Genomic DNA, 18,667 nt, shown 5'->3' with positions numbered 1-18,667 from the left:
GATTTGTGGCTGAGAAGCGCAACCGTGCTGGAGCACGGTGAGCATCGCAGGCCGCAAAGCGCGCCGCGCAGTAGGTTTGCTTAGGCGTCAATCTTGTCCGACTCAATCTTGAATGTGCGCTTCTGAAATTTCACATTGCTCGTCGGGCCATACCATTTGAAGAACAGTTTTTCCGCCTCGCCCGATTTTTCCAGTCCGCGCAGCACCTGGTCGACGGCCGTTTTCACGCCCGTCTCGCCCTTGCGGATGCCGAAGGCAAACACTTCCTGGCTGATGTTTTGCGGCAGCACAAGGTAATCCTTTTGCGCGGCGCCCAGCTTGGCGTAATTGTTCAACAAGGAGACTTCATCGTCGACATAGCCGGCGCCCTTGCCTTGCTGCAAGCCCAGATAAGCCTGGCCCGCCGTCTCGAACGTCACCACCTCCACGCCGGGCACGGCCTTGCGGATATTCGGTTCCTGCGTGCCGCCCTTGACGGTCAGCACTTTCTTGCCGGCCAGGCCAGCGACCGTCGTGATATTGCTGCTTTTTTTGACCAGCACGCGCTGGCCCGTGTAAAACGTGGACAGCGAGAAATCGACGAGCGCTTCGCGTTCCTTGTTGTGCGTCAAGGACGCCGTCAGGATATCGATGCGGCCCTGCTGCAGTTCGGGAATGCGGGCGGCCACGGCCAGCTGCCTGATCACGGGCTTGACGCCCAGGCCCTGGGCGATGGCGCGGCACAGGTCCACTTCATAGCCGACCAGCTGGCGCGACTTGGCGTCGATGAAACTGTTCGGCTCGTCCGTGCCCAGGGTACCGCAGACCAGTTCGCCCTTCGCCTTGATGGCGGCCAGCTGGTCCGCTTGCGCCACTTGCGTGAAAGCGATGGAAGTGAAAAGAAGCGCTGCGAAATGAAGGCGGGTCTGCATGGAATTCCTCTGGTGGATAACGAATGCCGCCATTAGACCGCAACGTTATTATTTCCAAAAAGGAATCTTTTCAGCCTTGCTTATGAGTAAATCATGTAAGGCGCTGCCGCTACCAGTGGGGCGCGTAATTGGGAAACGGCGAGGCCATGTGTTCGGCTTCCACCGGTGGCGCCATCCAGTCGCGCGGATCGACCTTGTAGTACTGCAAGAATTGCGCGTACAGTTCTTCGTGGTGCTCGGCCATCTGGTATGGCTTTTCAAAGAAGGTTTCCGTCGCCACGGCAAAGAATTCGGCGGGATTCGTGGCGCCGTAGTGGTCCATCACGCTGTGCTGCTGATAGATGGCATCGTGGCGCAGGTTGTCGAAGTCGCGCGACAACACGGTGGCCCAGCTGCGGTAGCTCGACACGCTGGGCAGGTAGGGCGCGCCATTCGCGGCGCCCGATTCGCTGTCGAGCTGGTGGGCGAATTCATGCAGCACGACGTTGTGGCCATCGGTCCAGTCGGCCGCACCGCGCTGCACGTGGTCCCAGGCCAGCACCACGCGGCCATCGCCCCAGGATTCGCCCAATAAACCATTGGCCGATGGCGTGACGACGCCGCCCGGCCCCACTTCATCGCGCGTAACGATGAATTCCGTGGGATACACGAGGATCGTGTCGAGTTCCGGATACACCTGGGTCTGGCGATTGAGCAGCAGCAAACACGCCTGGCCGGCAATCGTGTAGCGCATCTCGTCCGTGATCTCCAGGCCGCCGCAACCGACGAATTTCTTCTGGTACAGGAATTGCACGACCAGACGGCGCAACTGCTGCTGCAGCGGGGCCGGCATGCGCGGATACACGGGGATATTCTTTTCCAACACGGCCAGGCCTTCCGGCGGCAAGGGCCTGGACAGGGCACGCTTCAAGCGCCAGCGGGGGAACCATAATGAAAAGACGATGGCGGCCGTGACGAGGGCGATCCACAGCAACGGGTTCATGCGGCGGCCCGTTTCAGGCAGCGCAATGGCGGGAACGATAACAGGGCGGCGTAGGCAGACAAGGACAAGCTCCTTCAAGTGAACCCGCGCGTTGCGGGCAGCAGTCCAGCCCACATGGGGTTGATTAATATCTTTTCAATCCGCCCAGCTCAAAGGGCTTGCCCCAACGCCAAAAGCCGGGTTGTAACCCGGCTTCTATTACGTCCCAACGCCTGACAAAACCGTAGCGAGCGGCGATGATTTGTCGCTAAGAAGCGCAACCGTACTTTAGTACGGTGAGCATCGCAGGCCGCACGCCGCGCGAGGTTTGGTCAGGTGTTACTCGGCCGACTTTTGCTGTGGCGCGCCAAACAGGGCGGCGACCAGCGGATCGCGCGTCACGGGACCGCGGTTGACGCGGATGGCGTAATGCGTGTCATCGGCCAGGATGTGGAAGTGGCGGCCGCTGCCTGCCATGCTTTGCTCGCGCAAGCCGGGACGGTCCTTGCGCGGTGGCGCGCCTTCGCGTTTCGGCTGGACGATGGCGGCCAGGAAGGCGCGCACGCGCTCGGGATCCGGCGTCAGCTGGTACACTGCCTTGCCCAGGTAGGTGGCGGTGCCTTCGATGTAGCGGGCCAGTTCGATCACGCCCGCTTCGCGCAGGTCGCGGATGTATTTGCGGGCGCCCGATGGCGAAAACTTGAGGAACCAGGCGATTTCGTCAGCCAGCATCTCGTGCAGCGACAATTCGCCGATCAGTTTTTGCATGTTTTCGATGCGGCGCAGGGTGGCCGACGTCGAGCGCACGCGCTCGATCGGTGCCATGGAAATAGGATTCATGCGTTCCGGGGGGATAGGTGCTGCGCGTTCGACCATTTGCGAGCCTTTTTCGGGGCTACGAAGTTCCTGGTGCGCTGCCTTTAATTCGCTCTTCACGTGAGACTGAGTCATTGCATGCATTTGAATACTCCTTTTAAACGATTGCCGGTAGCCCGGATTGTTAAGTTCTTGGCAATTTTTATACCAGAACACCACGAATCCTGAGCGTCTGGGCACAGAATGCCATCCTGCTCCGCACTGGTCTGTGCGTTAACGAACATTAGAAGCAAGAAAGTGAAAAATATTGCCTTGTTGAATTATTTCTCTTGATGCATCTATAAAAGACATTTAAACCGCTGTGCCTCGATGCGCGCACAAAGTGAAATAGCGAACAGAAGCGTCGGCATTCTTGCAATAAATTCAAGCTTCGCGCGCGGCACCCGCCGTCCGCATCGCGCCAATCTTGATACTTTGCAAAGGAACCATCATGAACATGCCTACTCTGCTGGCCGCCGCCGCCCTGATCACCTTGTCCGCCTGCAAAAAACCGGCCGAAGCACCGCTGCCTGAAACGGCGCCCAACCCTGCTTCCGCCCCACAAGTGATGCCCCCTCCCGTCACGCCAGCCGCGCCGGAAACGGGCCCGGGCAGCACGACGCCGCCTGCCCCGCTGACCGATCCGGCCACCGCGCCGGCCCTGCCGCCCGCCACTGCGCCGAAATAAGGCCCGCCAAAGGCGACCGATCAGGCGCCCCTGCGGCGCCGCCCCTACTCCACGGGGGAGTTACGCGTTGCCAGCCTGTTTGCAACGCGTTTTTTTACGATTGGAGTCGGCCGCGCCCTGAAGGTTCACCGGCATGCGGCACCGCAAGCCGGCACCGGATCAGCCAATCAAAATGCGGCAATCCGCACAGTCTTTCCCTTCGCCGTGCGGAAAGACGGAATCTCGTCATTTCCCATTTTCAATAGATTCAAATTAAACCTTTATAAACAATCACTTGCAATAAACGCCAAAATGCGCTCCACTGGCACGGAAGATGCTTTTATATTTTCATAACCGCCACCAGAGCGGCAGCCTCACCCAATATAAAAACCATCTACCTTTTTTTGGAGACAACAGCATGGCACGCACCTTCCGCATCTCGTCCTTCCTGAACACCAAGGCACTGGCCGTGGCCGTCGCACTGGCCGCGCAATTCCCGCTGGCCGTCCATGCGGCCGACCTGGTCCGTCTGGGCAACCTGAAATTCGCCCATTACGGCGCCGTCGCCTACATGAAGGAAATCGCGCCGAAGTACGACCTGAAAATTGAAGAACGCATCTTCGCCAAGGGCCTCGACATCGTGCCGGCCATGATCGCCGGCGAAATCGACGTGTCCGCCAGCGCGCTGGAAGCGGCCATCACGGGCCGCGCCACGGGCTTGCCCGTGTACCTGGTGGGCGGCTTCGCCAAAGGCGGCGTGCAGATCGTCGGGCGTCCCGACCTGAACATCAAGGATATTGCTGGCCTGAAAGGCAAGAAAGTCGGCGTCACGCGCGGCGGCCCGCAGGAAATCCTGCTGTTTGCCGAATTGACCAAGGCCAAGCTGACCTGGTCCGACAAGCCGGGCAAGGACGTGCAGATCCTGTACATGGGCTACCCTGACCTGAACCAGGCGCTGCTGACCAAGGATATCGACGTCATGAGCCAGTCCGAACCGTACTCGACGCAGGCGATCCACAAGAAATACGGCGCGGCCATCATCAAACCGTATGACACGCCGCTGGGCGAGCCCGTGCGCGCCCTCGTGATGACGGAAAAGATGTACAAGGAAAAGCCGGCCGTGGCCCAGCGCTTCATGGATTGCTTCGTCGCCGCCACGCGGGCGTTTTTGGCCGACCCGAAACTGGCGGAAAAATACGTGCGCGAATCGATGTTCAAGAATCAGATCACGACCGAGGATTACCGCGATGCCATCGACAACGCCATCTTCACGGAAGACATCACGCAAAGCCACGTGCAGCTGACCACCGACTACATGGTGAAATTCGGCGTGGGCCGCATGGCCAAGGCGCCTGCCGCCAAGGATTGGGTCAAGCTGGACCTGCTGGAAAAAGCCAAGAAGTCCTATGTCCCACGCTAACCACGGCCACGCTAATCTGAAAGTATCACAATGAATATGCAAATGATGAAACGCTTCGCGCACGGCGCCGCCGTGCCCGCTGCTGCATTGCTTCTTTGGCAAGCCATGTCGACCTTCGGCTGGATCAACCCGCAAATCCTGCCCTCGCCCGTGGCCGTGCTGGTGAAGTGGTATGAATACCTGATGCCGATGCAAGCGTACACGCCCGAAGCGGGCAACTACCTGGTGTGGATGTTCTCCGGCGAATTGCCGCACGACGCCTGGGCCAGCCTGTCGCGCGTGCTGGGCGGCTTCGCCATCGGCGCCGGCCTGGCCTTGCCGCTGGGCTTGCTGATGGGTACCAACAAGACCATCTATAAACTGTTCGACCCGCTGGTGCAGGTGCTGCGCCCGATTCCGCCGATCGCCTACATTCCGCTGGCCATTTTGTGGTTCGGCCTGGGCAACCCGCCCGCCTTCTTCCTGATCAGCATCGGTTCCTTCTTCCCCGTGCTGATGAATACCATCGCCGGCGTGCGCCAGGTCGACGGCATTTATATCCGCGCCGCGCGCAACCTGGGCGCCAGCCAGATGACCATGTTCCGCCGCGTCATCTTGCCGGCCGCCACGCCGTATATCCTGGCCGGCGCGCGCATCGGCATGGGCACGGCCTTCATCGTCGTGATCGTGGCCGAAATGATCGCCGTCAATAGCGGCCTCGGTTTCCGCATCCTCGAAGCGCGCGAGTATTTTTGGTCTGACAAGATTATCGCCGGCATGTTTACCATCGGCCTGTTCGGCCTGGCCATCGACATGGCCATGAATGCCCTGAATAATCATTTGCTGCAGTGGCACCGCGGCCTGGAACACTGAGAGGAACGGCCATGACCACGATCAATATCAATGCAGTCAATAAAATCTTCACCACGGGCGGCGCGGACGTCATCGCCCTGAAGGACATCAACCTGGAAATCGCCAGCGGCGAGTTCATCTGCCTGCTGGGGCCGTCCGGCTGCGGCAAGTCGACCTTGCTCAACGCCATCGCCGGTTTTTCGCAGCCGACGTCGGGCCAGATCCTGGCCGGCGGCAAGCTGATCAGCGAGCCCGGCCCCGACCGCGGCATGGTGTTCCAGGAATACGCGCTGTTCCCATGGATGACGATTGAAAGCAATATCGCTTTCGGCCTGGAAATCGCCGGCAAGACGCCGGCCGAGATCAAGGAACGGGTCGACATGCTGCTGAGTATGCTGGGCTTGACGGAATTCCGCGCCCGCTACCCGAAAGACTTGTCCGGCGGCATGCGCCAGCGCGTGGCGATTGCCCGCGTGCTGGCCCTCGATTCGCCGATCATGCTGATGGATGAACCGTTCGGCGCGCTGGACGCCTTGACGCGGCGCAACCTGCAAGATGAATTGCTGAAAATCTGGAAAGTCTTCGGCACCACCATCGTGTTTGTCACGCACTCGATCGAGGAATCGATCTACCTGGCCGACCGCACCATCGTCATGACCTACCGTCCCGGCACCATCAAGCGCGACGTGGCCATCGACCTGCCCCGCCCGCGCGACCCGAGCGACCCCGAGTTCAACCGCCTGAAACGCATGCTGGGCGAGATGGTGATGGAAGAGCAACAAAGGCATCATAATGCGGAGACGATGGCAAGTACGGCAGACTAAGTAATGGGGTCAGACCCGGCGGGTCTGACCCCAGATTGACCACACACGGGCATAAACATACACACGGAGCACCATGGCATTCGGCAAATGGCCCCTGAGACAGCTGCTTGCCCCCCTGCTGGCCGTGGGCTCGCTGGTCGTGCTGACATGGGCCTCGTATGCCTGGGTCAAGCAGCGCCAGCTCGATGAATTGCACCGCACGCTAGATTCGCGCGCGGAACTGTATGCGGCGTCCATCGGCGGCGCCCTGAACAAATACGAATTCCTGCCCCTGGCCGTGGCCCAGAGCGATGCCGTGGCGCAATTGCTGGAGCAGCCCAGCGCCGATAAAGTCACGCAGATCAACGCCTACCTGGTCGACATGAACCGCCGCGCGGGCGCCTTTGCCGTCTACGTGCTCGACGACAAGGGCACGACCCTGGCGTCGAGCAACTGGCAAGACCGCAGCTCCTACGTGGGCGTCAACTACGGCTTCCGCCCGTATTTCAAGAACGCCATTGCGGGCGGCATCGGCCGCTTCTACGGCATCGGCTTTTCCACCTTCGAAGCCGGCTACTTCATTTCGCAGCCCGTGCAGCGCGACGGACGCATCATCGGCATCGTCGCCGCCAAAGTCAACCTGGACTGGATCGAGCAATCGTGGCGCACGCCGGGCGCGGGCGAACAGATCTGGGTCAAGGATGCGAATGGCGTGATCATCCTGGCCACCACCCCCGCCTTCAAGTTCAAGACCCTGGCGCCTTTGTCGCCGGCCGCCAAGAAAGACATCAGCGAACAGCGCCAGTTCCTGCAAGAAAATCTGCCCATCCTGCCGCACAAGGTGCAGCGCCAGTTCGCCGATGGCGCCAGCGTGATGACGCTGGAACGCCCGCAGACGAATGACTCCCCCGCCCTGTCCGGCAGTGCCGACAAGGTGAGCTATCTGGCCGTGAACCGCGCGCTGGGCCCGCTGCAATGGCAAATTACCGTGCTGGCCGAGCTCGACCAGGTCGATGAGGCGGCGCGCAACGCGGCCATCGCCGCCGCGCTGGGCTGGGCCTTGCTGCTGCTGGCCCTGATGTATGCGCGCCAGCGCCGGCGCCGCATCGCCGACAAGCTCAATGCGCAGCAGACGCTGGCCCGTGCCTATGAACAGCTGGAAATCAAGGTCGAGCAGCGCACGGCCGACCTCGTCCACGCGAACGGCCGCCTGCAGGCGGAAGTGGCCGAGCGCGAGCGGGCCGAGCAGACCTTGCGCTACGCCCAGGCGGAACTGGTGCAAAGCGGCAAGCTGGCGGCCATCGGCCAGATGGCGGCCGGCGTCACGCACGAGCTGAACCAGCCGCTGGCCGCCCTGCAAACGTTTTCCGACAATGCCAAGGTCTTTTTGGCACGCGGCCAGATCGACGACGCGCTCGACAACCTGTCGACCATTTCCGACCTCGTCAAGCGCCTCGGCTACGTGACCTCGCAATTGAAAGGCTTTGCGCGGCGCAGCGACGATGCCCGCAAGCCCGTCAGCGTGCGCCAGGCGTTTGCGCAAACCATGCTGCAAATCCGCACGCGCAAGGGCTCGCAGCGCCTGACCCTGCATGAAAGCTGGCTTGAGGACGACATCATCGTGCTGTGCAACGCCATCGGCCTGGAACAGGTATTTACCAACCTGATCACGAACGCGATGGATGCCGTGCCGGAAGGCGAGCCCGTGCAAATCTGGTTCCAGGTACGGCGCGAAGGCGGCCTCGCCGTGCTGCATATCACCGATAATGGCCCCGGCATCCCGCTGGCCTCGCTCGACAAAATCTTCGATCCCTTCTATACCACCAAGGAACACGGGCTGGGCTTGGGATTGTCGATCAGCGCTGGCATACTGCGCGCGGCCGGCAGCGCCCTGGCCGTGCGCAACCGCAGCGCGCAGGAAGGGGGCGGCGCGCAATTTACCATCACCCTGAGCTGCGCCCCGGGGGAGAATAAGATAGAGACGAAGGAATAGGGAATGCACGAGAATAATTTTGAAGGCATGCAAGTGCTGCTGGTGGAAGACGACGCCGTCGTGCGCAAGGGCGCCCGGCAATCGCTGGAACTGGCGGGACTGCAAGTGACGGCCGTTGCCACGGCCGAGGAAGCGCTGCCTTACCTGGTGCCCGAATTCGCGGGTATTTTATTGAGCGATATCAAACTGCCCGGCATGGATGGCTTGAAACTGCTCGATATCGCCGTGGCACAGGATGCCAGCCTGCCCGTGATCCTCGTCACGGGCCATGGCGACGTGTCGATGGCCGTGGGCGCCATGCGCCGTGGCGCCTACGATTTCATCGAAAAACCGTTTTCCGCCGACTTGCTGGTGGAAGTGTGCCGCCGCGCCCTGGATAAACGCCACCTGGTGCTGGAAAACATGAACTTGCGCCGTCAGCTCGAGCAGCGCGTCGGCATCGAGGCGCGCATCGTGGGCCGCAGCGCGGCCATGGCCAAGGTGCGCCAGCTGGTGCTGAACCTGGCGCCGAAGTCGGCCGACATCATCATCCTCGGCGAAACGGGCACCGGCAAGGAACTGATCGCCCGCTGCCTGCACGACTTCAGCGAGCGGCGCGACCACCCGTTCGTGGCGATCAACTGCGGCGCCCTGCCCGAGTCGATCTTCGAATCGGAACTGTTCGGCCACGAGGAAGGCGCGTTTACGGGGGCGCAGCGCCAGCGCATCGGCAAGATCGAGTACGCGAACGGCGGCACCCTGTTCCTCGATGAAATCGAAAGCATGCCGCTGGCCCTGCAAGTGAAACTGCTGCGCGTGCTGCAGGAGCGGCAAGTCGAGCGTCTCGGTTCCAACAAATTGATATCCGTCAATTTCCGCGTCATCGCCGCCGCCAAGGAAGACTTGAATGTGCTGGCCGAGCAGGGGAAATTCCGGCCCGACCTGTATTACCGGCTGAACGTGGCCAGCCTCACGCTGCCCGCGCTGCGCAACCGGCGCGAGGATATCCCCCTGCTGTTCGAATTTTTCGTGCTGCAGGCGGCCCTGCGCTATGGCCAGCCGGCCGCGCTCGTCAGCGGCGAACTGATCGCATCCCTGATGGCGCAGCGCTGGGCCGGCAATGTGCGCGAACTGCACAACGTGGCCGACCGCTTCGTGCTGGGCCTGCTCGACGACACCCTGAGTCCCGCCGGCTGCCGCGAAGCGTCGCTGGCGGAACAGGTGGACACCTTCGAGATTTCCATCATCGAGGAAGCCTTGCGCCGACACAATGGCAACGTCATCGACGCGGCCGCCGCGCTGAATATCCCGAAGAAAACCCTGTACGACAAGCTCAAGCGATTTGATATCTCGACGGAGCAGTTCCGCTAAGGCCTGCGCCACGGCCAGCCATCCCCCCACATCGGGTGGCGGCGGATTCCTACTTGCGGGCCAGCCCGCGCGTGGCAGAATCGGTACTCCACTTCATCCGAAGGAGTTCCCATGAAACCATCCGCATTCATGCTCGCGGCCATGCTGCTGGGCAGCGCAGCCGTCCTGGCGCAGGCGCAATCGACCGGCAATAGCAATACCACGTCGAATAACACGGGCAATACCGACACGGCGACACAGCAAAATCCGCAAGTGAACCAGAATGACAAGGCCAAGCCGCGCAAGCACGACAAGAAGCAGGCGAAGAAATCGGGAAAATCGCGCAACCATGACACGACGGGGCAATCGACCAGCGGCACGAATTCGGGTGGCGGCGCCCCTGACAGCGCCGGCCAGTCCGCAGCTAACGCCACGCGCAGCGGCACGCAAGACATGAATGGCAATACGGGTGGCACGGTTCCCCCGGGCACGACAGGTACCACAGGCAATACGGACACGCCGGGCAACGCTGGCACCACCGGCAATACTGGCAATACTGGCAATACTGGCAATACTGGCAACACCGGCGTGGTGCCGCCGCGCCCGCCGGGCCGCTAAGCGCGGGCAGCCCGCCCCGGCCATGACGGCGCTGCAAGCCATGCTGCTTCTGCACGGGCTGCTGGGCGGAGCTGACGTGCTGCTCAACCACGAGTTGCTCGTGCGCTTGCCGTCGCGTCCCGGCGCGGCGGCCGAGCAGCGCCTGCACAGCTTGCGCGAAGCCATCTTCGGCCTGCTGTTTCCCTCGCTGGGCCTGTTTGCCTGGCAGGGCTGGCTGGCCTGGTGGCCGGCATTGCTGCTGTTGGCGGAAATCGGCGTTTCGCTGCGCGACACGGTCGTGGAAGGCCGCACGCGCCGCCTGCCCCTGCCCGAGCAGATCCTGCACGTTTTGCTGTTCATCAACCTGGGCGTGATCGCCACCCTGCTGCTGCAGGCGCTGCCCGACTGGCTTGCCCTGCCATCGGGCGTGCATGCGCTGCCTGCGGACGGCCCCGGCAGCTGGCTGGCGGCCATGGGCGCCATATCGCTGACATGGAGCATGCGCGATGCCCTGAGCGCCCGGCGCCTGCGCCTGCGCGCGAGCGGCGCAAGAGCGGCTTGAACATTGGCAATACGCCCACACAAGGATGAGGCGTAATCCTACTTGCGCGCACGGGTCCGCGTGTGACAATGCATTCTCGACAGCGGTATCCACCGCCCTCTCACTCTCTTGCACAGGAAGACGCACCATGAAAACCGCCGCTCTCTTGCTGGCCGCCACCCTGATGACCATCGGCGGCGCCTGGGTGCAAGCCCAGTCGACGACGAACGTCAACCAGACGGGCAACCACACCAACAATGCCAACGATCCGGGCCAGCAATCGGACCAATCCGACAAGCTCGACAACAAGGGCAAGCTGATCCACGACGGCAAGCCTGCCAAAACGCGCACCGACAAGCGCACGCGGCGCGGCAAGCCGACGGCGCCGCCAGCGTCCACACCCGCTGTGCCCAGCATCCCCGTCGCCCCTGCGAAATAAGATCAGCGCTGCGCCACATTGCTCCAAGGCACGCTATCATCACGCCTTTACAAGATAGCCGGGATGACAATGAAAGCAGCATGGCAAGTGTTGGTGGCGGCAGCCGTATTGGCGGCCGCAGGCGTACAGGCGGCGCCCACGGTGGGCGAGTGCATGGAACTGACGACGGGTGTCAAGTTCAGCAAGAACAATGGCGACGCGCAAGTCAACGTCGAGGAAGTCTTCGAAGGCAGGAAACTCAAGGGCATCCAGCTGATCCTCGACGGCGGCGTCTTGCTGGCCACGTCCTACCAGGACATCCGCGACGGCCAGGTCTTCCTGACGGGCACGGTCCATTACAACGAAGACGGCACAGTGCGCAGCAAGAACGTCTACGCGCCGCAGTCGGCCATCCCTGCCAAAATGCGTCCGGGCCAGGAAGTACGCGTGCAATTCACCGACACGCAAACGAGCACCCACTACCCGCTGGCGGGCCTGTCCGACAAGATCACCACCTCCACGCGCACGGACCAGCGCGATTTCTCGATCACCTTCCTGGGCTGGGAACGCCTGGAACTGGGCGGGCGCCGCTTCCCCGACGCCTGCAAGTTCGAACTGCACGACGTGGGCGGCAAAAGCAAAGGCAAAAGCGGCGAATACGTGTGGTATGCGCAGGGTTTCGGCGTGATCATGACGGACAAGATTGACCAGGCTGGCGACGTGCAGCCCGCGTACCGCATCGCATTGACGAAAATTATCAGCGCACCATAAATGCCTTGACAATATTGCGCTAGAATCGGTGACACACTTCTTACTAGGAAATCATGTCGCCGATCGAACGCAAATGGTGGTTCATGCTGCCCGTCATGACGGTCGCCGCCGTCGCCACCCTGTTTCTGCTCGACAGTGCCAACGTACCAAACACGAACCTGTTCGCGCGCAGCCTGATTTTCGGCCTGTGCTTCGCATCGCTGCACCGCGGCCTGTCGTTCTGCATCTGGATGGGCCTGTTGTGGGGCGCGCCGGGGCTGGCGGACAGCAAGCTGACCGAGGGCAAGCCGGCCAGCCGCTAGCGCCTGCACCTACGGCATCGCTGCCTTCTTTCCCGCAAAGTTTGCGTAAGCGCAACTAATCCGCCATCGCGCCTCTCTACACTGTCCTGACTGGTCAGCATGGAGCGGCGATGGCGTATCCCAAACTTCCCTACACCAGCGGCAAGAGCACCGCCCTGCTCCATTGCGGCCGCTTAAACGACGCCATCGTGCGCATCCGCCCTGAGCTGCCCGGCAACGTCATCGTCATCCATGGCGTCAACGACGTAGGCACCAGTTTCGGCGCCGTGGAAAAGGGTTTATGCCAGGGACTCGATGCACGCATGTATGGCGGCGGCCACGTGTTCATGCCAGCCGCCTACCGCATGCCGCAGGCGTCCGACAAGAAGGAAGCCCTGGCCGACCCGGACGACGTGTTTTTCAAGCGCCAGCCTGATGAGACCACGTACAGCCCGGTGATCCCGTTTTACTGGGGCTTTCGCGAACGCAGCAACGCGAGCAAAGTGGTCAACGGCCAGAACACGGACCGCTACGGCAACCGTCTGGACAAGGACATGTCGAAGAACGGCGGCCCGTTCGGCAATGCCACCAACACCCTGCCCGACATGTGGAACAAGGGGCTGTTCTCACCCTACGACGTGGGCGGCGACCCCGTGCGCCCGTTGAAGACGGCGCCGGGGCGCATGTACATGGTACTGGCCGCCAAGCGCCTGGCAGCCCTCATCGCCATGATCCGCGATTACGACAGTAACGACGTGGTCTCCATCGTCGCGCACAGCCAGGGCTGTTTGATCTCGCTGCTGGCGCAGGCCTTCCTGCTCGACGAGGGCAAGCGGCCCGCCGACACCTTGATCCTCACGCATCCTCCCTACAGCCTGGTGGAGGACACCACGATGTTCTTCGGCGCGGCGGAAGCTAGCCGCATCTTCGGCGGCGGCCGGGATGCGGTGATGGAGGAGCAATACGATGCCATCGACAACCGCCAGACCCTGCATGCGCGCCTGCAGACGCTGGTGCAGATCGTGCAGGGCGTGGTGGCAAAAAAGCATGCCAGTCCCGCCTTTGCGCAGATCAAGGATCACGCCGTCTGCCATGGCATGGCGGGCGCGGCATGGCGGGCGGAAGCGGACCGCGACAACCGGGGTAAGGTCTACCTGTACTTCTGCCCCGAAGATATGACGGTAGCGCTGGACAATATGCAGGGCATCGGCTGGCAAGGCATACCCGACTACATCGACGGCCATCGTCTGTCCAAGACCAAGGGCAAGACGGACAAAAGCATCTGGGGCGACGGCCCCACCTGCTGGGAAAAGGAATTCCAGCGCCGGCAACCGCTGGCGGAACTGGGCAAGGGATTTTACCAGCGTGTCTTTACCAACAAGCAACGTCCCGATGCGACTGGAAAGAACAACGGTCCGGTGCTGGTGGGCCAGCCGCCGCACGACTTCGCCCTGCGCCTGGAAGGCGAGGACGATCACGCCCATGTGGCCGGTGCCAATCGTGGCCATCGCGGCAGCCATGCCGAGGCACCATGGCCGCCCGTCAAACCCGGCAAATGGAATATCTTTTCAACGGAACCAGGCCGGCGTGAAGGCTTGCGCACGATCAATGGCGAAGCGCTGCGCGCGCCCAGGGCGGCCGTGCTGGACGGCGGCGAGATCCGCCCTGGGCAATTCCCGAAGGATTCCGACCAGGCCAGGCTGCCGCGCGACCAGCAAGGACCGTGCGAAGAAGTCGACCCCATCGATGCAGCCATCGCGGTGACCAGCACGAAAGGTTTGCGGATGCGCAAGCAGGAAATCATCGCCGACCCGCGGCCGAAGCAGCATCGCATCCCCGAATTCGGTGCCGGCATGTTCGGCGCGGGCGAGCGCGAGCAGGTGGAAAAAGCCCTGAACCTGGGCAAGGAAGCGGGCGACCAATGCAGGATAGACCGCGTTTCGCGCCATCCGGGCAGTGGCGACAAGCTGATTGTCGACCGCGAAGAGACCCCGAATGAGGCGCGCAAGCGCTGGCAGAACGAGGTCAGCCCCAAATCCTTCCACGGCGCCATCATCGGCAACGCGGAAAACCACCGCAACGTGACGGCGTATGACGTGGCCATTGGCAGCGGGAAGGCGAGCAGCGATCCGCAGTTTTATCAGTATTTGTGTGCGGTGGCGGATTGGCGGCTGCAAAACGACAAAAAAAATCCTATAAGAAAATCCATCCTGAGATGGGAGGATTTCATGAAAAAATTTGCAATCTATTGGGCTGCAGAACCTCTACAACGCAAGCAAATCATTGAAGGTAATGCACATTACTACAGTTCGGGAGACTTACCTGCCTTTGTGCCCGCACTGCAAACAGGCCTGCCGTCTACCGTCGTTTGTGAAACAGTGAATGGCAGGCGTACCGAATCGGTCGTCACTCCTTTTGTACATAAAGCCAGCGATGACATTCCACGATGAAAAATTTTTTCCCAAACTTGCTCTCTCCCTTCTGCGTAACCCTCGCATTGATGACTCTGCTATTGCTTGGGTTTGTATTTATCAGTCCTACTTATTTACAGGAGTCCACGATGAGCAGCAAAATATGGCGCCACCTGCAATGGCTGTTGCTGATCCCGCCCATCGTCGCGGCTACATTGCTCGGTTCTCGCTGGCTGCATTCGTCCAAGCCTGTGGCCGTCGCACAGCCGCAAGTGCAACAGGCGGCGCCCAGCGAACAGGACAAGCGGGAATATGTGCTGGAAGTCATCGGTCTCGGCGTCACTCTGGACAAGTATCGCCAAGGCAAGCTGTGGGAAGTGCTGCAGCAGGGAAATGCCTATGCCAGCATCCGTGAACTGGACAAGGAAAAATACACCTGGGATGCCATGCAGAGAGCTGGGATAGCAGGTGGCCGCGGCGGTGACACGCTGGAAAATGGGGCAAGGGACATTCCCATGTATTTTGGCGTGCCCGTTTTCAATGCCGAACCGCCGATCTTTAATTCGCACATGCTGGACAGCCCCGACTCGCCGGCCATAGGTCTGGCCGGTGGCGCTGCGTCATCCGGCCTGCACTGGCATCTGTTCGCCAGTGGTCCGCGCCGCCTCAGTGAACATCCGGACCGCATCCTGGAAGATGTATTTGCATTTTTCGATGCCCATCCCGACGTGCCCTACATCGTGCTCAATTCGGAAGACAGCATGCCCACGCGCGATCTGTACAGCCCGGACAACTCGCCACCGCTCACAAGAGACGGCCGCTACATCCCCGAAATGCCCGACGCCTCCGCCCTGTTCGTGCTGGCCCGGCGCGAACGCATCGATGCCGTACGCAAGTTTGCGTATGACGATGCGCCGCCAGAGGACAGCGTCGACGATTTGAATACCTACGGCGTGGCGCGGCGCTTGTATTTGGCCTACTATGATTTGATGGGAACCGTGCCACAGGCACGCCTGGAAACTGATCCCACAGCCATCACCCGGCGCCAGCCCAGCATCGCCGAATGGCTGCCCGTCGCCGCGCAATTCGCCCGGCGCCCCGACATCCGCGGCACGGGCAGCTTCAGCATGCTCGACAGGCTCCAGCACAAGACTTATCACCCGCCGAAAGAGTGGCAGCCCACGCCCTGGTTTCCCCTGCCGTTCAACAAGGAACAGCTGGCGCAGCTGGACCGCCTGCCCACCTTCGGCTTCCTCCACCGGCCCACTTTTATCAGGTTGACGGATGAACACGGCAAGCCGCTGACGCGGCGCGACCAGCGCGAACGCGCCCTGCAGGCGGGCTGGCGGCAAGCCTTGCACAGCTTGCCGGAAACCGAACGTCCCGCCGCACCGGCACGCCTCGTCGCCGCCACGGGCGGCAATCAGGCGCAGCTGGTGGCGCTGCACAAGACCTTGCTGAAACATGCGGAAGATGGCGGCACGGAACTCGACAGCGGCAACACGGCGCAATGGATAGACACGGACCGGCGGCTGGGCAACACGGGCGCGGCCACCCTGTTCGTACAGATGGCCATAGCCGTGATGGGCAGCTACCGCGATGGCGGCGTCAGCGCCGTGGTGAATTTGCGCAATCCGGACGAGGCGACCATCGTGCTGGTCAGCCCGCCATCGGACGAAAAGCGCCGCACGCAAAAACACCCGCACGGCGGCGATGTGCTGCGGCACTACGTCACGCCGGCCATCGACCCGGCGAATTATCCATCGAACTGATTATTTTTCCTGTGCGGCAAGCTGCGCCAAGGCATTCCCCCGCACCTGGAACGCCACCCGCGCCACCGTCTTGCCGGCGTCATCGACGAGGGCCAGCGCGTGCTTGCCCGGTACGGGGCGCCAGCTGATGCTCTCGGCTGCACCGCCCATATCTTTGCCGTCGAGCACCCAGCGCAAGCCGTGGCTGCCTTGCGCCTGGAAGAACACGCGCTGCAGGGCGGGCGGGATGTCGGGGTCGATGGCGAGGATGCTGTCCTCGGCCGGATACACGATGGCGGGCGGCTTCACGGTGTCGCCCAGCACGGCGATGACGGGGCTTTCCGTGCCGGAGATAAACCATTCGCGGCGCGGCGCTTCCAGTGCGGGTTGGTACGCCACCATTTGCTGCAGCACGCCGGGCGGCGCTTTCGGTGCATGGCTGGGCACGTTCTTGTGCAGATAATCCATGACGTCGCGCCACACGGGCGCGGCGCCCGTCACGCCCGACACGTCCCACATGGGCTTGCCGTCGAAGTTGCCCACCCAGACGCCCACCGTGTAACGCTCCGAGTAACCCATGCACCAGTTGTCGCGCATATCCTTGCTCGTGCCTGTCTTGACGGCGCTCCAGAAATTCGTCCCCAGCTCGTTGCGCAAGCCAAAGGTCATGCTGCGCGCGGCGCGGTCGGCCAGGATATCGCCGACGATGAAGGCGGCGCCCGGCTCCATCACGCGGCGCCGGTCCTTGCCAGCCTGCCCCGGCTGCAGGCTGGCCGTGCTGTACAGGCCGCCATTGGCCAGCGCGCGGTAGGCGTTGGCCAGTTCCAGCAGGGTCACTTCCGACGAACCCAGCGCCAGCGAGGGGCCGTAGTATTCTGCCGGTTCCGTCAGGCTGGACAGGCCCACGTCCTTGAGGCGGTTGTAAAAGCCGTCCTGTCCCGTCAGCAGCACCGTGCGCACGGCGGGAATGTTCAGGGAACTGGCCAGGCTGGTGCGGGCGCTGACGTAGCCCTTGAAATTGCGGTCGTAGTTTTGCGGCGCATACATGCCCGACGCCGTGGCGACGTCCAGCGGCGAGTCGTCCATGACGGAGGCGGCCGTCATCAGACGGCGCTCGATGGCCAGTTCATATAAAAACGGTTTCAAGGTGGAACCGGCCTGGCGCAGGGCCGTCACGCCATCGACGTGGCTGCCGCCCGCATTGCCGACATAGGCGAGGATCTCGCCGCTGCGGTTATCGAGCACGATGATGGCGCCGTCGTTGACATTGCGCTCGCGCAAAGATCCCAGCTGCTGGCGCAGGTTTTCCTGTGCGAAGCGTTGCAAGGGACCATCGAGCGTGCTGGCGACCTGGGCGCCCGGCTGCTTCAGCAGTTGCTGCGCCACTTGCGGCGCCGGCGCCAGCTCCGCATACAGCGCATTGCGCTGCAAGGCCGTCTGCACGCGCTGGCCGATCAGCTGGCAGCTGCTGTCCATGCGCCATTCCTTTGCCAGCGCGCAGGCGCGCCGCGTGACGGTGGCCGGCGGCGCATTCGGCGCCCGCACCAGGCTGGCCAGGATGATGCCGTCCGTCTGGTTCAGGCCCGACGGCGCCTTGCCGAACAAGCTGTACGAGGCGGAGGCGATACCCTGCAGTTCGCCGCGGAACGACACGAGGTTCAGGTACGCTTCGAAAATCTGCGCCTTGCTCCAGCTGTCTTCGATCGCCTTGGCGGCGCGCATCTGGTCCCATTTCTGGCGCAGGCTGCGGCCGCCCGCTTGCGCCTGCAAGTCCGCATCGAGCTGGCCCGCCAGCTGCATGGTGATGGTGGAAGCGCCGCGTGGCTTTTTCGAAAACAGATTGTCCCAGGCGGCCGTGGCCAGCGCGGACACATCCACGCCGCCATGGCGCATGAAGCGCTGGTCTTCCGCCAGCAGCACGGCCTGCTGCACGGCGGGAGAAATATCGGCCAGCGGCACCCACGGCAGGCGCCGTACCTTCATGTCCACGCGCAACGATTGCAACGGTGCGCCGCTGCGGTCCAGCAACTGCGCTTCCGAACTGCGGTAGGCGGCCTGCACCTGGGCCGGCGTCAGGACCGCCTCGGCGAAGACCGGGCCGGACAGCAGGCCGCCCATCAGTAAAAC

17 protein-coding genes are annotated in these 18,667 nt (G+C 62.3%); 13 read left to right on the top strand and 4 right to left on the bottom strand.

Annotated features, from left to right (window positions below; all coding sequences use genetic code 11):
* Positions 1–80 precede the first annotated feature (80 nt).
* The 3 genes from D9M09_RS07050 to D9M09_RS07040 all read right to left on the bottom strand — a co-directional run bounded on the left by D9M09_RS07050 (position 81) and on the right by D9M09_RS07040 (position 2,712).
* Positions 81–911, bottom strand: a complete 831-nt coding sequence (locus D9M09_RS07050) for a transporter substrate-binding domain-containing protein (protein ID WP_121668916.1) — start codon at positions 909–911, stop codon at positions 81–83.
* 109 nt (positions 912–1,020) lie between these two features.
* The gene (locus tag D9M09_RS07045; protein WP_070224937.1) at positions 1,021–1,893 is read right to left on the bottom strand and encodes a zinc-dependent peptidase; all 873 of its coding nucleotides are present in this window, start codon (positions 1,891–1,893) and stop codon (positions 1,021–1,023) included.
* Between the two features lie 318 nt (positions 1,894–2,211).
* A complete protein-coding gene (locus D9M09_RS07040; protein ID WP_223278908.1) occupies positions 2,212–2,712 on the bottom strand; it encodes a winged helix-turn-helix domain-containing protein in 501 nt (166 codons plus the stop codon).
* 466 nt (positions 2,713–3,178) lie between these two features.
* Between D9M09_RS07040 and D9M09_RS07035 the strand changes: the two genes are divergently transcribed.
* The 13 genes from D9M09_RS07035 to D9M09_RS06975 all read left to right on the top strand — a co-directional run bounded on the left by D9M09_RS07035 (position 3,179) and on the right by D9M09_RS06975 (position 16,561).
* Complete coding sequence (locus D9M09_RS07035; protein ID WP_070224936.1) at positions 3,179–3,415, top strand: hypothetical protein; 237 nt, start codon at positions 3,179–3,181, stop codon at positions 3,413–3,415.
* Between the two features lie 397 nt (positions 3,416–3,812).
* On the top strand, positions 3,813–4,814 hold the full coding sequence (locus tag D9M09_RS07030; protein WP_070224935.1) for an ABC transporter substrate-binding protein: 1,002 nt from the start codon (positions 3,813–3,815) through the stop codon (positions 4,812–4,814).
* A gap of 30 nt (positions 4,815–4,844) precedes the next feature.
* Positions 4,845–5,666 (top strand): ABC transporter permease, encoded by an 822-nt coding sequence (locus tag D9M09_RS07025; protein WP_070224934.1) that lies wholly within the window; start codon positions 4,845–4,847, stop codon positions 5,664–5,666.
* A gap of 11 nt (positions 5,667–5,677) precedes the next feature.
* Positions 5,678–6,469, top strand: coding sequence for an ABC transporter ATP-binding protein (locus tag D9M09_RS07020; protein WP_121668915.1), 792 nt, complete (start codon positions 5,678–5,680; stop codon positions 6,467–6,469).
* Positions 6,470–6,542: 73 nt separating this feature from the next.
* Positions 6,543–8,441, top strand: coding sequence for a sensor histidine kinase (locus D9M09_RS07015; protein ID WP_070312959.1), 1,899 nt, complete (start codon positions 6,543–6,545; stop codon positions 8,439–8,441).
* 3 nt (positions 8,442–8,444) lie between these two features.
* On the top strand, positions 8,445–9,791 hold the full coding sequence (locus tag D9M09_RS07010) for a sigma-54-dependent transcriptional regulator (protein WP_070224931.1): 1,347 nt from the start codon (positions 8,445–8,447) through the stop codon (positions 9,789–9,791).
* Between the two features lie 111 nt (positions 9,792–9,902).
* Entirely contained in the window at positions 9,903–10,388 is a 486-nt protein-coding gene (locus D9M09_RS07005; protein WP_121668914.1) for a hypothetical protein, read from the top strand.
* Between the two features lie 40 nt (positions 10,389–10,428).
* Complete coding sequence (locus D9M09_RS07000; protein ID WP_139143736.1) at positions 10,429–10,929, top strand: hypothetical protein; 501 nt, start codon at positions 10,429–10,431, stop codon at positions 10,927–10,929.
* A 127-nt stretch (positions 10,930–11,056) separates the two neighbouring features.
* Positions 11,057–11,347 (top strand): hypothetical protein, encoded by a 291-nt coding sequence (locus tag D9M09_RS06995; RefSeq protein ID WP_121668913.1) that lies wholly within the window; start codon positions 11,057–11,059, stop codon positions 11,345–11,347.
* 63 nt (positions 11,348–11,410) lie between these two features.
* Complete coding sequence (locus D9M09_RS06990; RefSeq protein WP_141750041.1) at positions 11,411–12,097, top strand: hypothetical protein; 687 nt, start codon at positions 11,411–11,413, stop codon at positions 12,095–12,097.
* Positions 12,098–12,150: 53 nt separating this feature from the next.
* Positions 12,151–12,399, top strand: coding sequence for a hypothetical protein (locus tag D9M09_RS06985; protein ID WP_070224926.1), 249 nt, complete (start codon positions 12,151–12,153; stop codon positions 12,397–12,399).
* A gap of 110 nt (positions 12,400–12,509) precedes the next feature.
* Complete coding sequence (locus D9M09_RS06980; protein WP_121668912.1) at positions 12,510–14,828, top strand: T6SS effector phospholipase Tle3 domain-containing protein; 2,319 nt, start codon at positions 12,510–12,512, stop codon at positions 14,826–14,828.
* A 110-nt stretch (positions 14,829–14,938) separates the two neighbouring features.
* A complete protein-coding gene (locus D9M09_RS06975) occupies positions 14,939–16,561 on the top strand; it encodes a type VI lipase adapter Tla3 domain-containing protein (protein ID WP_162995603.1) in 1,623 nt (540 codons plus the stop codon).
* Here D9M09_RS06975 and pbpC read toward each other — a convergent pair whose 3' ends face one another.
* Complete coding sequence (gene pbpC / locus D9M09_RS06970) at positions 16,562–18,658, bottom strand: penicillin-binding protein 1C (RefSeq protein ID WP_121668910.1); 2,097 nt, start codon at positions 18,656–18,658, stop codon at positions 16,562–16,564.
* Positions 18,659–18,667: the final 9 nt, after the last annotated feature.

Origin of the sequence: Janthinobacterium agaricidamnosum, from assembly GCF_003667705.1 — a bacterium.
Lineage (GTDB): Bacteria > Pseudomonadota > Gammaproteobacteria > Burkholderiales > Burkholderiaceae_D > Janthinobacterium.
Note: the sequence above shows the minus strand (reverse complement) of the source record. Positions and strands in the feature narration are given on the sequence as shown.

Excerpts from the sequence above, each read along its gene's own strand:
- D9M09_RS07050 (WP_121668916.1), bottom strand. The coding sequence starts at position 911 with ATGCAGACCCGCCTTCATTTCGCAGCGCTTCTTTTCACTTCCATCGCT.
- D9M09_RS07045 (WP_070224937.1), bottom strand. The coding sequence starts at position 1,893 with ATGAACCCGTTGCTGTGGATCGCCCTCGTCACGGCCGCCATCGTCTTT.
- D9M09_RS07040 (WP_223278908.1), bottom strand. The coding sequence starts at position 2,712 with ATGAATCCTATTTCCATGGCACCGATCGAGCGCGTGCGCTCGACGTCG.
- D9M09_RS07035 (WP_070224936.1), top strand. The coding sequence starts at position 3,179 with ATGAACATGCCTACTCTGCTGGCCGCCGCCGCCCTGATCACCTTGTCC.
- D9M09_RS07030 (WP_070224935.1), top strand. The coding sequence starts at position 3,813 with ATGGCACGCACCTTCCGCATCTCGTCCTTCCTGAACACCAAGGCACTG.
- D9M09_RS07025 (WP_070224934.1), top strand. The coding sequence starts at position 4,845 with ATGAATATGCAAATGATGAAACGCTTCGCGCACGGCGCCGCCGTGCCC.
- D9M09_RS07020 (WP_121668915.1), top strand. The coding sequence starts at position 5,678 with ATGACCACGATCAATATCAATGCAGTCAATAAAATCTTCACCACGGGC.
- D9M09_RS07015 (WP_070312959.1), top strand. The coding sequence starts at position 6,543 with ATGGCATTCGGCAAATGGCCCCTGAGACAGCTGCTTGCCCCCCTGCTG.
- D9M09_RS07010 (WP_070224931.1), top strand. The coding sequence starts at position 8,445 with ATGCACGAGAATAATTTTGAAGGCATGCAAGTGCTGCTGGTGGAAGAC.
- D9M09_RS07005 (WP_121668914.1), top strand. The coding sequence starts at position 9,903 with ATGAAACCATCCGCATTCATGCTCGCGGCCATGCTGCTGGGCAGCGCA.
- D9M09_RS07000 (WP_139143736.1), top strand. The coding sequence starts at position 10,429 with ATGCTGCTTCTGCACGGGCTGCTGGGCGGAGCTGACGTGCTGCTCAAC.
- D9M09_RS06995 (WP_121668913.1), top strand. The coding sequence starts at position 11,057 with ATGAAAACCGCCGCTCTCTTGCTGGCCGCCACCCTGATGACCATCGGC.
- D9M09_RS06990 (WP_141750041.1), top strand. The coding sequence starts at position 11,411 with ATGACAATGAAAGCAGCATGGCAAGTGTTGGTGGCGGCAGCCGTATTG.
- D9M09_RS06985 (WP_070224926.1), top strand. The coding sequence starts at position 12,151 with ATGTCGCCGATCGAACGCAAATGGTGGTTCATGCTGCCCGTCATGACG.
- D9M09_RS06980 (WP_121668912.1), top strand. The coding sequence starts at position 12,510 with ATGGCGTATCCCAAACTTCCCTACACCAGCGGCAAGAGCACCGCCCTG.
- D9M09_RS06975 (WP_162995603.1), top strand. The coding sequence starts at position 14,939 with ATGAGCAGCAAAATATGGCGCCACCTGCAATGGCTGTTGCTGATCCCG.
- pbpC (WP_121668910.1), bottom strand. The coding sequence starts at position 18,658 with ATGGGCGGCCTGCTGTCCGGCCCGGTCTTCGCCGAGGCGGTCCTGACG.